The 14,428-nt window shown below is 50.8% G+C and carries 11 protein-coding genes; 6 read left to right on the forward strand and 5 right to left on the reverse strand.

The features are described 5' to 3' along the window. Position 1: 1 nt before the first annotated feature. Positions 2-895, reverse strand: coding sequence for a PRC-barrel domain-containing protein (locus NZM01_12265; GenBank protein ID MCS6960807.1), 894 nt, complete (start codon positions 893-895; stop codon positions 2-4). A gap of 257 nt (positions 896-1,152) precedes the next feature. Then, positions 1,153-4,029: an L-glutamate gamma-semialdehyde dehydrogenase gene (pruA, locus tag NZM01_12270; GenBank protein MCS6960808.1), complete on the reverse strand. Its 2,877-nt coding sequence runs from the start codon at positions 4,027-4,029 to the stop codon at positions 1,153-1,155. Positions 4,030-4,141: 112 nt separating this feature from the next. Here pruA and surE point away from each other — a divergent pair, with 112 nt between their 5' ends. After that, entirely contained in the window at positions 4,142-4,930 is a 789-nt protein-coding gene (surE, locus tag NZM01_12275; protein MCS6960809.1) for a 5'/3'-nucleotidase SurE, read from the forward strand. Beyond that, positions 4,924-5,388 carry a hypothetical protein gene (locus NZM01_12280; GenBank protein MCS6960810.1) on the forward strand — a complete coding sequence of 155 codons (465 nt, stop codon included), beginning with the start codon at positions 4,924-4,926 and terminating at the stop codon, positions 5,386-5,388. Before surE ends, NZM01_12280 begins: the two co-directional genes overlap by 7 nt. A 48-nt stretch (positions 5,389-5,436) precedes the next feature. Here NZM01_12280 and NZM01_12285 read toward each other — a convergent pair whose 3' ends face one another. Then, positions 5,437-7,059 (reverse strand): iron uptake porin, encoded by a 1,623-nt coding sequence (locus NZM01_12285; GenBank protein ID MCS6960811.1) that lies wholly within the window; start codon positions 7,057-7,059, stop codon positions 5,437-5,439. A 169-nt stretch (positions 7,060-7,228) separates the two neighbouring features. On the opposite strand from NZM01_12285, the gene NZM01_12290 reads away from it, so the two are divergent. Genes NZM01_12290 through NZM01_12300 form a run of 3 tightly spaced genes read left to right on the forward strand, consistent with a single transcriptional unit; the run spans position 7,229 to position 11,035 of the window. Then, complete coding sequence (locus tag NZM01_12290; GenBank protein ID MCS6960812.1) at positions 7,229-9,364, forward strand: ribonuclease R; 2,136 nt, start codon at positions 7,229-7,231, stop codon at positions 9,362-9,364. Positions 9,365-9,415: 51 nt separating this feature from the next. After that, positions 9,416-9,919, forward strand: a complete 504-nt coding sequence (locus NZM01_12295; GenBank protein ID MCS6960813.1) for a GUN4 domain-containing protein — start codon at positions 9,416-9,418, stop codon at positions 9,917-9,919. Positions 9,920-9,928: 9 nt separating this feature from the next. Further along, the gene (locus NZM01_12300; GenBank protein MCS6960814.1) at positions 9,929-11,035 is read left to right on the forward strand and encodes an Hpt domain-containing protein; all 1,107 of its coding nucleotides are present in this window, start codon (positions 9,929-9,931) and stop codon (positions 11,033-11,035) included. Here NZM01_12300 and NZM01_12305 read toward each other — a convergent pair. After that, entirely contained in the window at positions 10,989-11,303 is a 315-nt protein-coding gene (locus NZM01_12305) for a DUF1830 domain-containing protein (protein ID MCS6960815.1), read from the reverse strand. The genes NZM01_12300 and NZM01_12305 overlap by 47 nt on opposite strands. A 135-nt stretch (positions 11,304-11,438) precedes the next feature. Here NZM01_12305 and NZM01_12310 point away from each other — a divergent pair, with 135 nt between their 5' ends. After that, the gene (locus NZM01_12310) at positions 11,439-13,193 is read left to right on the forward strand and encodes a cation:proton antiporter (protein MCS6960816.1); all 1,755 of its coding nucleotides are present in this window, start codon (positions 11,439-11,441) and stop codon (positions 13,191-13,193) included. Here NZM01_12310 and hemC read toward each other — a convergent pair. Beyond that, complete coding sequence (gene hemC / locus NZM01_12315) at positions 13,190-14,137, reverse strand: hydroxymethylbilane synthase (protein MCS6960817.1); 948 nt, start codon at positions 14,135-14,137, stop codon at positions 13,190-13,192. The two genes, NZM01_12310 and hemC, sit on opposite strands and share 4 nt — an antisense overlap. Positions 14,138-14,428: the final 291 nt, after the last annotated feature.

Raw genomic sequence — 14,428 nt, forward strand, 5'->3', positions numbered from 1 at the left:
TCTACAGTTCTTCTAGTTCCTCCGGCTGGGGTTGCTTCACTTCCCTTGCCCAGGCACTTTGAATCTGCTGTTGGGTTGTTTCGTAGTAATCGGGGTCAGGGGGTGGTGGGGGTTCGGGTTCGATGCGTTTCCGTTTCGGGGGTGGTTGCACGGGTACCCTCTCCTCTGCCCAGTTGTCTTCCTCCTCCCAACTTGGAGTTGCTTCCCGTTGGTAAGTGGGTTTGGGTTTGGTGGGATAGGTGTTTTCTCGCCGTCCCGACCCCAGGGCATTGGTAGAGATAGAGGCGGGGGGAGGTAGATAGTCTTCCTCGTATTCCTGCTCCCAGGGGGGCTTGCCTAGTCCTAGGGTTTCTAAAATGCCCTTCGTCAGCTGTTCCAACCGCTCTTCCATGCCCTCTGTCACCACAATCCGTTCCCGCCCCACAGCAATCACTTCGTTCACATCTAGTAAATAAGTACTGATCAGTTGGGCAGGAATTTGGGGTATAGCAATTGATGCCAGAATCAAATACAGCAAATCCCCCGTTTCTGGGTCAAACTGAAAGTCCCTTACTTTACCTAGGACTTCCCCCGATTCTGTCACTACTTCACAACCAAGCAAGTTTGTGTATCTTTCACTAACTAAATAGTCCTGTAAAACCCGATCGTTATCTACCAAAATTGCATCGGGTCCGAGAATGTTAATGTCTTCAAGCGCCATGAAGTAGGTTTCCCCCAGATTGATGGTTGTACCGGGGAGGGTGCGTTCCGACACAGTTAAACCCATAACTTGCCGCTGGTTCATGTCCACCCATACTTCTGTCACTACCCCCAACCTGCGGGCGGTGGACTGGCTGATAACTTGAGTGCCCAACAGGGAACTACGTTGGCGGATTTGTTCATCCGTTGTGTTCATGGATTTAACCTGTATCTCTTGCTGTACTAGCTATGATAGCTTAACTCCATCAGTTGGGAGAAACAACATCTACCCTACCGCTAGAAGTTAGCAGAAACTTCAGGAATATAGTGTTTGACTGCCCACACTTGATAGTCTAAAAACCGCCCCAGGAGAGAGAGTAGCGCCAAGAACGATCGAAATAGTCTGCCAGCTGGTTTGGTGTATTTGCCTGACAGTTTGCCCCATCAAATTGGGGACTAGTGCAGTTGGGCTACTTACGACTCAAGAGAAATCTCCGCAAATCCCTGACGCTGTAAGTTCTCACTGATTGCTCTAGGTTCTAGGAAGTGCAACAGATAATCCTTGCCCCCCGCTTTTGTCCCCGTACCGCTCAGCTTGAACCCACCAAAGGGATGCCGATCGACTAGCGCACCTGTGATACCACGATTGATATAAAGATTACCTACCTCAAAATCAGTTTTTGCCCGTTGGATATGGGAGGGGGTGCGGGAATACAGTCCCCCTGTAAGAGCATAGGCGGTGTTATTGGCAATTTCTAGCGCCCGCTCGAAACTACTAGCTTTTATCACCCCTAAAACGGGTCCAAAAATTTCCTCCTGGGCGATGGGAGAGGCGGGGTCGAGGTCGGGCACGATCGTGGGGCTGATGTAGTAACCGAAATCAGGGACAGGGGCAGCTGTAATTGCTTTTGCCGCCATAGCAATATAGGACTGGATTTTGCCCTGGGAGTGGGCATCAATAACTGGACCAACCTGGGTACTAGGCAGATGGGCTTCCCCAACTATGAGGGTTTGGGTGGCAGCAATGAGGCGTTCTAAAAAGCGATCGTAAATCGTCTCTAGGACAATTGCCCTAGAACAAGCGGAACACTTTTGCCCGCTATAGCCAAAGGCAGAATGGACTACCCCCACTACCGCTTGGTCGAGGTCGGCACTTTCGTCAATGATGATGGCGTTTTTGCCCCCCATTTCGGCTACTACCCGTTTCAGGTGCCGTTGCCCAGGGCGTAAAACCGCTGCTTCCGCATAGATAGAACACCCTACTTCCTGGGAGCCAGTAAAAGCATAGAGATGAACTGCAGGATGACGGACAAGATAGGAACCGATTTCCGCTCCTTTGCCGGGGAGATAGGTAAATACTCCAGGAGGTAATCCCGCTGCTTGCAAAACTTGGGCAATTTGGGCAGCCACCACCGCTGACTGGGTAGCGGGTTTGAGAATGACTGTATTTCCCGCCACTAGGGCGGCACTGCACATCCCCATGGCAATCGCTAAGGGGAAATTCCAGGGCGAAATTACTACGGCAATACCCCTAGGTTGGTAGAGATAGAGGTTTTCTTCCCCAGGAACATTACGAGTGAGGGGACGATTGAGTTTTTCCATCTCTTTGGCGTAATAGCGACAGAAATCGATCGCCTCTGAGACCTCCGCATCGGCTTCACGGATGGGTTTGCCCACTTCCCACATCACCCAGGCACTGAGTTCGTAGCGTTTTTGCTCCATGATGTCGGCACAGCGGCGGAGAATGTCTGCCCGCTCTTGTACAGGGGTGTGCTTCCAGTCCTTAAATGCTTTTTGGGCAACAGCAAGGGCACGATCGGTTTGCTCTAAACTGGCCATGCCTACCATACCAACGATCTCTTCATATCGGGACGGATTGACTGAGGGGCTATATTCTTTCGTTTCGACAGGTTGACCATTGATGAGGGGGAGATAGGTCTGCTTAAACAGTTGTTTAACTTTAGCGATTGCCTCCTGCTGTTTTTGTCTGGCGGCTGCCTGGGTGTAATCAGTGTTGGGGGTATTACTAAAGTGATCAAATGTCACTACCTTGGGTTGGGCAAGGGTGGCGATAGGTGCGGGCGGGGCCAGTAATTCCTCGATCGGTCGTTTTTCTTTGGTACTCTGGCGTAAAAAGGAACTGTTTGCCGTATTTTCCAACAGCCGTCGAATTAAATAGGACATCCCCGGAATCAGCTCCCCGTAGGGACAGTAAATCCGTACCCTATGTCCCATCTTGGCAATTGCTTTCATGTATTGTTCCCCCATACCGTAGAGGGCTTGCACCTCAAAGCGATCGTGGGGCACTCCCAGTTTTTCTTTCAGGACAATCGCCTTAGCGAGGGAACGCACATTATGACTACCGATTGCTGCTTTGATATATTGGTTGTGCTCTAACAGAATTGTCAGCAATTTCTCAAAGTTAGCATCTGTCTCTGCTTTGGCGTCAAACACCGGGGCAGTCCAACCTTGCTGATAGGCTTTGATAGTTTCTTGATCCCAATAAGCCCCTTTGATCAAACGCAGCGTGATGGGGGTACCTCTGTCTTTCACCCAGGCTAATAAGTTATATAAATCCCTTTCACTGTCTCTGAGATAAGCCTGCAGGGTAAAACCAATATCCGATCGGTGTCTAAACTCTTCTTCCCCACAGATGTCTTGCAAAATCGCCAAGGTCAAATCCTTGTATTGGTATTGTTCCATGTCAAAATGGACCGCACAGTTTAGCTGACCCGCCCGTCGCAGTAAGGTGCGAATTGGTACACTTACCCGCTCCTTCGTCTCCTGGGGTGCCAGAGGATCAAAGTTGGCATAAAAAGCCGTCAGTTTGACCGATACCTGGATTTCCCCTGCCAGACGGCTACGCAACTCCTCCATCAAATCCAGATACTTCTGTAAATATAACTCTGCCTCTCTCTGACTGATGACCGCTTCCCCCAAAATGTCGATCGTGAAAGCCATCCCTTCTTTGTGTAAACGATCGATCGTTTGCAGCGCTTCTCGTAGATTTTCCCCACAGATGTAGCGTCTGGCTAGGGCTGAGACTGCGGTAGCAAAGGTATTAGCGGCAATAGCTGCTGCTGGGCTGTCCAAATTAAAGTTAAGCAAAGACTGCAAATGGGAGAAAGAAGACAGATACTCTTGCAAATGGCGGGCAATCTCCCGATTACTCTGCAAAGAGGGCAGACAGTCAATCAGTTGGAATAATCGCACCCGCAGTTCCTCCTGTTCCATTGCCCAGTTCATCAACTTGTCATCTAGGCGCAGGGCTTGCCAGAAAGAAGAACGATCGGCGTTGATAATTGTCGTACCAAGGCGGAGAATATCTGCTTCCAGTTGCGTAGCAATCACAGTCAAAATCCTAAAAAATCTAGCCTATCCTAATCATACTAAGGGCAGAGATTTGTTAGGTTGATTACTTTTTCAGCTTGCCATTTAGCTTACCCTCTGCCATGATGGAGCCATGCGCATTTTAATCAGCAACGACGACGGTATATTCTCCCCTGGGGTGCTAGCCCTAGCCGAAGCAATCGCCTGCGACCACGAAGTTACCGTAGTCTGTCCCGATCGGGAGCGTTCCGCTACTGGGCATGCCCTGACTCTACAGGAACCCCTACGGGTAGACAGTATCAAAGGACTATTCTCTGACAAAATAACTGCCTGGGCTTGTTCTGGTACCCCCTCCGACTCCGTGAAACTAGCCCTCGATGCCCTCATGCCCGAACGACCGGAGCTAGTGTTATCGGGAATCAACCGTGGTGCCAATTTGGGTACCGATGTCCTTTACTCTGGCACTGTGTCAGCGGCTATGGAAGGCGTACTGGAAGGCTTACCGAGTATTGCCCTGAGTTTGACCAGCTTTGCCTCGTTGGAATTTACAGCTGCGGCTACCTTTGCCCAGAGTTTGGTGCGATACATCAGTCAACATCCCCTGCCAGAACCCCTACTACTCAATGTCAACATCCCAGCAATTGCCCCCCAGGATATTTGTGGTGTCCGCATTACCCGCCTAGGTATTCGACGCTGGCGGGATGTCTTTGAAAAGCGGGTCGACCCCAGGGGAAAAACCTACTACTGGCTGTCAGGGGAAGTAGTGGAAGAGGAAGCCGCCGAGGACAGCGACATCCAAGCCATCCGCAACAACTACATCACCATTACCCCCCTCAAATACGACCTCACCCTAGAAACGGGCATAGATTCCCTCCATACCTGGCTCAAGTCTACCAACCTTGATAGCCTCACCCTATGTTAAAAGCCCTTTGCCTCTCCCTACTGCTTTCTATCCCAGTCTTCGCCCAAACCCTGCCCAGCCCAAAATCCACCATCAAACTGTTTGAAAACGCCACGATCGCGCCTGGCAAAACCCCCATTACCTTGCGGGGCATCAGCGGCGGCAGCAAAGAAACCCAAGAATTATCCCGCACCCCCAAGACAGAAACAGGAGAATGCATTGGTTTTGTGGATAGCAATCCCGACCATGAGATCACCCTCACCGCCCAACTCAACTATCTTCGTTTGAGTGTGAAGAGTCCTGGGGATACAATTCTCCTGATTAAGGGGCCGGGGGGCACCTGGTGCAACGACGACAGCACCGATCGCAATCCCCGCATTGAAGGGCAATGGCTAGCTGGTACCTATCAGATTTGGGTTGGTTCCTACAGTAAAGATACCTCCTACCCCTACCTCCTAGAGATCAGCGAAAGCCCCTAAATGAAAAGCCCCCACTAGGGGGGCAGACCCAACTAAGTTATAAGCGAACTAGAACGAGAAAGTAGTCCGCAGCACACCCACCACCAGGGTATTGTTAGCATTGTTGCTATCAGGATTGAAGACAAAGAACACACCCGGTTGGATGTTAATGTTGCGGGATACCCGATAGCGATAGAAAATCTCCAAGTTATAGGAAGTACCCCTTGCGTCCACATTAGCAGCTGCAGGTAAGCTAGTGCTGGTTACCCTGGGAGGCTGACCAAAGGCAATTGCTCCCAAATTACCAGAGCCAAACAGGTCGGGGAAGGTGACATTGACAGCCCAAGTCAGCAGGTCAGCTGTCGCACCGCGGTTGGGAGCAGCCTCAGACCGAGCATTAGCAAAGCTGATGTTGCCACCCAGCGTAAAGCCCCGCGCTACTGCCCAATCAAAGGCAAAGCCATACACATCAGCAGAGGTATCAGCATTAAAGGGATTAGCAGCAAAGCCAGTGCTAGTGCTAGCAGTCAAGTTGACACCCCGCGCATCAAAGCGACGGGAATACAGAGCCGAGAGTTTCAAATCCCGCGACGGCTTGAATAGTAGCTGGATCGAAGCAGAGTAGTCACCGTTGGTGAGACCAGCTTGCCCCGTTGCCTGGGCTACTGCCCCCGAAGGCACCAAATAAGCCAGATTGATGTCAAAAGCCTCACTAACCTTAAATTGCAGACCAAGACCTGCCCCCTCTGGACCACGAAACATCAGGGGGTCAAAACGATGGAACCGAGAAATCGCCCCCGTATCACTGCTGGCAATGCGGCTGACAGGGTCTAAAACGTCATCCAAGTCCATGGCATTCACGCCAATAAAGGCAGTGATGGAATCCCCGATCGGGAAACGATACCACAGGTCATCGATTTGGAAGTTACCACTGGTATCCAGGTCAAAGCCCAGGCGTGCCATGTTTGTACCCACCGTGGCACTGTTAAAGGTAGTGACATTCCCAAATTGCAGACGCGTGCGGAGTAAATCCCTGCCCGTAAAGCTAGTGTTGAAGTTGAGGCGCACTCTTGCCCCCAAAACAAAGTTGGAGTTTCTATCCCTACCTACACTGCCCCCAACCGCACTGGTAGCAAAAGCAGGCACAAATAGGACAGTACCCGCTAGCTTAGTGGTAGTAGAAAACTGCTGCTTCTCCAGCGTATCAACCTTCTTCTCCAGAGCATCTACTCTACCCTTGATAGCAGCTAACTCCGCCGCAAATTCCTCCTGCAAACGCTGCAGAGTAGCCAGGTCCTCCTTGCTCACCTTGTCCGCTAACCCTGCCGAGATGATTTCATTAATTTTGTCCAAGCAAGCATTCAAACCAGCGGCAAACTCGTAGCGGGTTAACGCCCGATTACCACGATAAGTACGATTGGGATAACCCTCAATACAGCCATACCGCTCTACTAGAGATTGCAAGGCGCTAAATGCCCAATCTGTGGGTCTTACGTCACTCAGTTCCGAAACAGAAGTTACCTGGGAAATATTGCTAGGGTTACCAGCCTTGGGACGGCTAAGGGGGTCGCGGCTGATGTTGCGAATCAAAATAGAATCATTGTTCTGGGTAACAGTCTGAGCCTGGGCAACTGCCATTGCCGAGGATGCCATTACTAGGGACGTTACAGTCACAAAAGTTAGTCTTGCCATCTTTACTCCTCCATTCCTCACACCGCACCAGTCTAACGTAGAACTGGGTACTTTGCAAGGTTAACCATTTACCATCCCCAGTGTATCAGAAGCAAGAGATATTTTGCTACCGATCGTTTATGATTATTGCTATGCTAACCAATGCTATCGAGCGAAATTTTTAGATTCCATGCAGTTTTCCGTTGCACAGATATTAGAGGCATGTTCTGAGGATAAGTTAGTTGCCCCCAAGGCATTAGAGAAAAAGTTAGGTATTGATTCGGAGGAGGAAGTTACCTACCTACAAATTGCCCTAGAAGCCCTAGAGAAATCCGGCATCCTAGAAAAAGACAGGGGGAAATACCGCCGTGTCAGTGAAGATGGTCTATTAGAAGCCCGATTGCGCTGTTCGAGCAAGGGTTACTGTTTTGCTGTCCAGGAGGTAGAAGGGGCAGAGGTCATCTATATCCGCGAGAACAAACTCAGTTCCGCCTGGCATGGGGACAAAGTCCTTGTCAAAGTCACGAAAGACGGGATGCGGCGGCGCAACCCCGAAGGGGAAGTCAAGCTAGTTTTGGAACGCACTAACAATCGTATTTTGGCAAAGCTAAAAGCTACTCCCCAAGGCTACCGTGCTATGCCCTTGGATAACCGCCTCAATGTGGAGATAGAACTACTCCCCTACCCCAATTTGGAACATCACCTCGATCGGTTAGTGCACATTGAGATTGTGCGCTATGCCCTGGGGAACTTACCGCCCTTGGCGCAGATCACACGGGTGTTGGGACAGGACAGCTCTACTAGCCAAGAGCAGGAACTGGTAAGCTGTAAGTACAACCTGCCTGGGGCTTTACCTGAGCATGTGACGGGGCTAATTAACCAGGTACCCAAGCTGACCCCTAACCGTTTGGATTGGCGGCAACGGCGAGTTGTGCAACTAGGGGAAGCCCTCATATCCATCGAGCGGGAACGGCAGGGCTGGGAAATTGGTGTGCATATCCCCGATGTAGCAACTTATATTCCCTTGGACTCACCCCTGGACTTGGTGGCACGGGAGCGGGGGCGGGCTTACTGGTTAGGGGAGCAGGTAATTCCTATGTTGCCCCAGTTGCCGCCGTTGCAACAGCCTGAGCGTCTATGTATTTCTGTCCTTATGCACCTCAACGAAGGGGGAGAGATGGTCTGGTTTGAAATCCACCCTACCCTAGTGCGAGTGACGGCGGACGCTGAACCAGTTCTGGCAAACCTAGAGGCTTCTCGGCGGGCGGTAGAAAATTACTTAGCAGCGGTGGTACTTGATATAGACATGCCCTGGGGGGAACAGGGGGATGAGGGAGTACTGGGAGTGATAGTCACTCGATCACCCCTCCAGGGACTAGTTGCCCGCCTGTTGATGATGGCAAATCGCGCTATTGCCCTGCATTTTAAGGCATTGGGCTTACCAGCCCTGTTTTACAGTCAACCAGAGCCAGACCCCGATCGCCTCACCGACTGGCTCAACCTCCTGCAGGAATGGGGTGTGCCCCCAACAGACAGCCGCCGCTATCTCAGCCAAATTCAGCAGGTCAGCAATCCTACCCAGCAAAACATCCTTAAACAGCTGTTCATCAATCTACTACGTCCAGGGGAATATGGGCTGCAGCCTCAACCCCACTACGGCATGCTCTTGGCGGGACGGGACACCCCCTACTGCCACGCTGTCTTACCTCAATACCGCTACCCTGACTTCCTCAACCAACACCTCCTCCACTTATTATTCAATGAGGGGCGAGATAGACGCAGTAGTCGTTCCAAAGAGGGGGTAGATTTACGCAGTTCCCGCTGCCACGGACAGATTAGCTGGAGCGTGCTTCCCCCAGAAACCGAAAGACAATTCCGCAATTTAGTGGAAAGTCTGTTGCCCACTCTCAACCAACAGGAACAACAAGCCTACAAGAGTGCCCTGGAACTAGAAGCCCTCCGTAAAATTCTATTGGTGCAGCCCTATGTGGGTAAGACTGTGTATGGCATAATTACAGCGGTGCACAAATATCGCTTCTTCGTGAGCTTAGAGGACTCCCTCGCTGAAGGACTAGTCCATGTCAGTTCCCTCAAGGATGACTGGTATGAATTCCAAACCCACCCCCATAACAAGCGAGGTAGAGCCTTGGTGGGGAAGCGATCGGGCAAACAGTATACTATCGGCGATCGGGTTGAGGTACTGGTGCGAGCAGTAGACTATTATCGCCAGCAGGTAGATTTAACCATCCCCCGCACTGGTACCATAGCTGATACAGCTGAGGCAGAGGAAGAGGACTACGATCCCGAAGAAATATTGGATGAGTAGGGGCAAAGCCTGGTACAATGCTTGCAAGCGAAAATAGCTACCCTTTGTGCTATGAACAACCAGGACCTGTTAGTGGAAGTTAGTGCCGATGCCCAGCCCGTCCCTGTATCCACTGCTGTCATTGCCCAAGAGATCCGAAAGCTGACTGCTATTGCCCAACAAGCGGGGCAGGAACTAGAGGAAATTGTGTTTAGCACCAAGTTTAATGAGGAGGGGCGCTTGGTACTGACTCCCCAGGGTCTAAGTTTGAAATTCCGACGTCCAGGGGCAGTAGTAGCAACACCAACGGTAATGAGTGTGGCTCCCCACGTCCAAGGGGTAGATAAATATGATTCTCTCCGATCGGCTTTAGCACGGGGCGACTGGCAACAGGCGAATCAGGAAACTTGGAACCTCTTGTGCCAGGGGTTGGGGAAACTGCCAGGAACGTTCATTAGCAAAGAGGAAATAGGACAACTGCCCTGCGAGCTACTGCAAACGATCGATCGGCTATGGCTAGACCACAGTCAGGGCAAATTCGGGTTTAGTGTGCAGCAGGAATTATGGCAAAAGTAAGGGGGGGATATGAGCAACGACCAAATCTTGATGTACTTTATCGATGAAGCAAAAGAGCACCTGCAGACGATCGAAGGCGGCTTAACCAACATCCACCAGATGATGGCGGATGAGGAGATGGTCAACGATGTGTTCCGTGCTGCTCACTCTATCAAAGGGGGAGCTGCTATGCTAGGTTTGACGGGGATTCAACACACTGCCCACAAACTAGAGGACTACTTCAAAGTATTGAAAGAACACCCCAAACTCCCTGTAGATAAAGACTTAGAGAGCTTGTTGTTGCAGGGATTTGACAAACTGCAAGACCTTTTACTAGAGCTGCAAAGTCCAGGGGGACTGACCAAGGACAAGGAACAGCAAATTCTACGGGATGTAGAACCTATCTTTGACCGACTCAAACAGCACCTAGACGCATTGCTTACGGGAGGGACAGCTCCTGCAGTAGCAACGACAGCCCCTGCCAAGGATGCAGCTCCCAAAAACAAGTTGGCAGTCTTTCAGAAAGAAGTGACAGAGAAATTGCGGGCAATGTTGCAGTGCTTCAAGCAAGCCGATCGTCCTAACACCCGTGCGGAACTGCAAAAAATCTGTGACCAGCTCTTGCACTATGGGGAGGAATTTGAATTGCCCCAGTGGAGTGAGTTAATTCGGGCAGCGAAGTTGGCGGTGACTAATTTGAACAATCAGTACAAGGATTTAGCTCCCATTTTAATTCGTGAAATCAAGCAGGCGCAGGACATGGTGATAGCTAATCGCACTTTGGAAATTACCGTGTCTCCCCAGATGCGTAGTCTGGCTCCCAATGACTTCTTCAACCCCCTTGCTCGCTCCCAGGACGAAGACATAAGTACCTTCTTTAACATCACGGAAGACCCACCGCAAGTAGCACGGTGGAAGGAATTTGGCAGAGCGGTCGGATGGCTACGAGGGCAAGAGTGGCTCACCCCTGATAAAATCAACTACACCAATGAAGCACCCCGTGGTCATTTGCCTGCTCCCCTCTGGTTGGAACACTGGCAGAAACCTAAGGATAGCAAGGCAGAACTATTGCGGAAGGAATATGAACTATTTATCCAGCGGATACGGGATTGCAGGGAACACGGGGCACCCAACTAGGGGTATCAGTAACTTCCTCTTGGATTTGCAACTGACTGCAGGGGATTGTGTCTGAGAGAATAGCACTTGCCATCATGCCAGTATGTACCTCTAGGAGGCTTCCCTCCACTGCCTTGAAGATAAGATTTTGTCCTGGAAATACCACCCGCTCGAAGTACCAGTTGGGGATATTGGTGATCCTAATCACTTGGACTTTACTGGTGGCGTTGACGTAGAGGCAGGTAATTTCCTGCAGGTTGCTGGGAATAGGATCAAAAATTTGCGCCATAGCAGCTGGTTAAACTCGTGACTTTAGGTTAACGGAATGTAACGAAAGAGTCTGTAGCCCCTTTTACTGGCTAAAGAATAGTGACAACAAGGGGCAAGGGAGTGTGTCAAGATAGGTAAGGTATTAGGTGATACCATGCAGGAAGACCTCCGCTTAATTGTCGATTTAGTTACTGTCCTGACTGCTGCTGCGCTGGGGGGATTGTTAGCAGCATTTTTACGTGTACCAGTAATTTTGGGTTATATCCTGGGTGGCATCCTCGTCGGTCCAACGGGTTTGGGTCTGATTAAAGAGCTAGTGCAGGTGGAGACCCTTGCCCAGTTCGGGGTTGCCTTTCTCCTGTTTACCCTAGGGGTGGAGTTTTCCCTATCTCGCCTGCAGAAGGTGCGGGAAATCGCGGTGGGGGGAGGTCTCCTGCAAATTTTCCTAACAATTGGCATTACAACGGCAATTGCCCTGGGGGTAAGGTGGGTGCAGACCCCGCTACAGGGGATTTTTTTGGGGGCAATTTTATCCCTCTCCTCCACGGCGGTGGTAGTAAGGATTTGGCAAGAATTAGACGAGATGGAATCCGCCCATGCCCAGGTGAGTTTGGGGATTTTGATTGCCCAGGACCTTGCCTTGGGCCTGATGTTGGTAGTGCTACCGGCTTTGGATCAGCCGACAGCGGTGTTTAAGTCCCTTCTGGAAATTGCTCTGTTTGCTGCTGGTGCCATTGCCTCAGGTATGTGGGTGATTCCCCCCCTTTTGAACTGGGTCGCTTCCTTTAACAATCGCGAAGTATTCTTACTAACTGTGATTGTCCTCTGCCTGGGGATTGCTCTCTTGACGGAGGCTCTGGGTCTATCGATCGAGGTGGGAGCTTTTGTAGCGGGCTTGATGATTGCGGAAGTGGAGTACTCAGTGCAGACCCTAACAGATATTGAGCCATTACGCAATGTCTTTGCCGCCCTCTTTTTTGCCGCAGTGGGCATGCTAATTGACCCCCTGTTTCTCTGGGATAACCTCGATTTGATTCTGGGATTGGTAGCGATCGTGATGGTGGGGAAGTTTTTGATTGTGGTACCTCTGGTACGTTGGTTTGGTTATCCTCCTCAAGTTGCAGTGATTGCCGGTTTGAGTTTAGCCCAGATTGGGGAGTTCTCCTTTGTGTTAGCCAGTGAGGGGCAAAAATTGGGTTTGGTCTCCCGCCGCGTCTACTTACTGATTGCGGGTACGACTGCTGTAACTCTGATGCTAGCCCCCTTTCTCCTCAAGAGCAGGGATTTTCTATTCCAGGGTTTGCAGCAAGTTCCCGCCTTTGCCCGCTGGTTGCAACAACTGGATGTACCTGTGGCAGTGAATACTCCCCCTAACCTCCAGGGACATATTCTTGTCTGTGGTTATGGGCGAGTGGGACAAAACATTGTCAACCTCCTGCTCAGTCGCCAGTATCCTGTGGTAGTGATTGAACAATTAGCTTCCAAGGTGCAGATGTTGAGGGAGCGCCATATTCCCTATGTATACGGTAATTGTGCCAGTCCCCTGGTGCTGGAAAAGGCAGGGATCGAAAACGCCCGATCGCTACTTATCGTCACCAATGACCCCATCAGTACCCGTCTCTGCGTGGAAAATGCCCTCAAGTTAGCCCCCAACTTAGATATTGTTGCCCGTGCCTTCAAAGACAGTGATATTGACCTACTGTATCAATTGGGAGCAAAGGAGGTAGTCCATCCCGAATTTGAGGCAAGTCTAGAATTATCAACCCATATTTTGTTAGTGCTGGGAGAGCCGATCGAGCAGGTAGACAAAGAAATCCGCCAGGTGCGCCAGAGTCGCTATGCTGAGTTCAGACCCGAGATCGCCTGTCCTGTCCAGCTGCCTGAGCCTCCTGTTCTGCCAGTTGATTAGGAAGTCCGGAACTGAGCAAAAATCTCGTCCAAAATCGCCTGTGCCCCTGCCTGTTTGAGTTGTTGCGCTAGTTCCACCCCGATCGTCTCTGGGTCATTTACATCCCCCCGCTGTTCTCCTTTGACTAGGGTCTTGCCGTCTAGGGTAGCTACCATGCCGACTAGGGTGAGAGTATCTCCTTCAATATTGGAGTTAACGCCGATTGGTACCTGACAGCCACCTTCTAGTTCTCGCAGAAACGCCCGTTCCGCCAAACAACGTTGGGTAGTAGGGAAATCCACGATCGGTTGAAACAGGGGCAAGACATTCTCATCCCCGGCACGGCACTCGATCCCTAAGGCACCCTGTCCAACAGCATGGAGGGAGATTTCCGCAGGAAGGACTTGGCTGATGCGGTTGCCCAGCCCTAGGCGTTGCAGCCCTGCCACCGCCAGAATCAGACCATCATATTCGCCACTGTCCAACTTGGAAAGGCGGGTATTGACATTGCCCCGCACATCCTTGAACTGGAGATGGGGGAAATAATGGCGGAGTTGGGCTAAGCGGCGTAGGGAAGAAGTGCCAATTACTGCACCAGCAGGAAGTTCTCCGATCGTTTTTCCCTCATGTTGACCATTGAGCACTAGGGCATCAGCTGGGTCTTCCCGTTTGGTAATAGCACCCAACATTAGCCCCTGGGGCAGACGGGTAGGAAGGTCCTTCAAACTATGGACGGCAAAATCCACTTTGCCCGCTAGGATGGCTTCCTCTAGTTCTTTGGTGAACAGTCCCTTATCCCCAATTTTGGCAAGGGCAACATCTAAAATTTTGTCCCCCTGAGTGGTCATAGTCTCGATCGTGAAAGATACGTTAGGGTATGCACGCTGTAGTTCTGCCTGCACCCATTCACTTTGTACCAGGGCCAACTGACTCTTGCGGGAACCGATTTTGATTGTCTGGGTCATTATAAGGAAACTGACATCTAAGATTCCGCCCCTTGGGGCGGCTCGACTCTTAAATGGTATCATTAAAACCCTGTTAGGGCACAAACGAATACAAAATAGCTCAGGGTTTAACTTGCTGTACCAGACAATTTGAGAAAAGCTTTGGCTGCCGATCGGGTAAGACTTAGCAGAAGCAGTACAACTAGACAACACGAAAGAGTCAAAACTGATCAATCGACAGTTGCAAGTATTACTAAGCTGGGAAGTATATCTCTACCAAATGCCCCCAATAGAGCCATCGGCTTTATCCAA

The organism is Pseudanabaenaceae cyanobacterium SKYG29 (assembly GCA_025055675.1).
Taxonomy (GTDB): Bacteria; Cyanobacteriota; Cyanobacteriia; order Pseudanabaenales; family Pseudanabaenaceae; genus M5B4.

Excerpts from the sequence above, each read along its gene's own strand:
- NZM01_12265 (MCS6960807.1), bottom strand. The coding sequence starts at position 895 with ATGAACACAACGGATGAACAAATCCGCCAACGTAGTTCCCTGTTGGGC.
- surE (MCS6960809.1), top strand. The coding sequence starts at position 4,142 with ATGCGCATTTTAATCAGCAACGACGACGGTATATTCTCCCCTGGGGTG.
- NZM01_12280 (MCS6960810.1), top strand. The coding sequence starts at position 4,924 with ATGTTAAAAGCCCTTTGCCTCTCCCTACTGCTTTCTATCCCAGTCTTC.
- NZM01_12285 (MCS6960811.1), bottom strand. The coding sequence starts at position 7,059 with ATGGCAAGACTAACTTTTGTGACTGTAACGTCCCTAGTAATGGCATCC.
- NZM01_12290 (MCS6960812.1), top strand. The coding sequence starts at position 7,229 with ATGCAGTTTTCCGTTGCACAGATATTAGAGGCATGTTCTGAGGATAAG.
- NZM01_12295 (MCS6960813.1), top strand. The coding sequence starts at position 9,416 with ATGAACAACCAGGACCTGTTAGTGGAAGTTAGTGCCGATGCCCAGCCC.
- NZM01_12300 (MCS6960814.1), top strand. The coding sequence starts at position 9,929 with ATGAGCAACGACCAAATCTTGATGTACTTTATCGATGAAGCAAAAGAG.
- NZM01_12305 (MCS6960815.1), bottom strand. The coding sequence starts at position 11,303 with ATGGCGCAAATTTTTGATCCTATTCCCAGCAACCTGCAGGAAATTACC.
- NZM01_12310 (MCS6960816.1), top strand. The coding sequence starts at position 11,439 with ATGCAGGAAGACCTCCGCTTAATTGTCGATTTAGTTACTGTCCTGACT.
- hemC (MCS6960817.1), bottom strand. The coding sequence starts at position 14,137 with ATGACCCAGACAATCAAAATCGGTTCCCGCAAGAGTCAGTTGGCCCTG.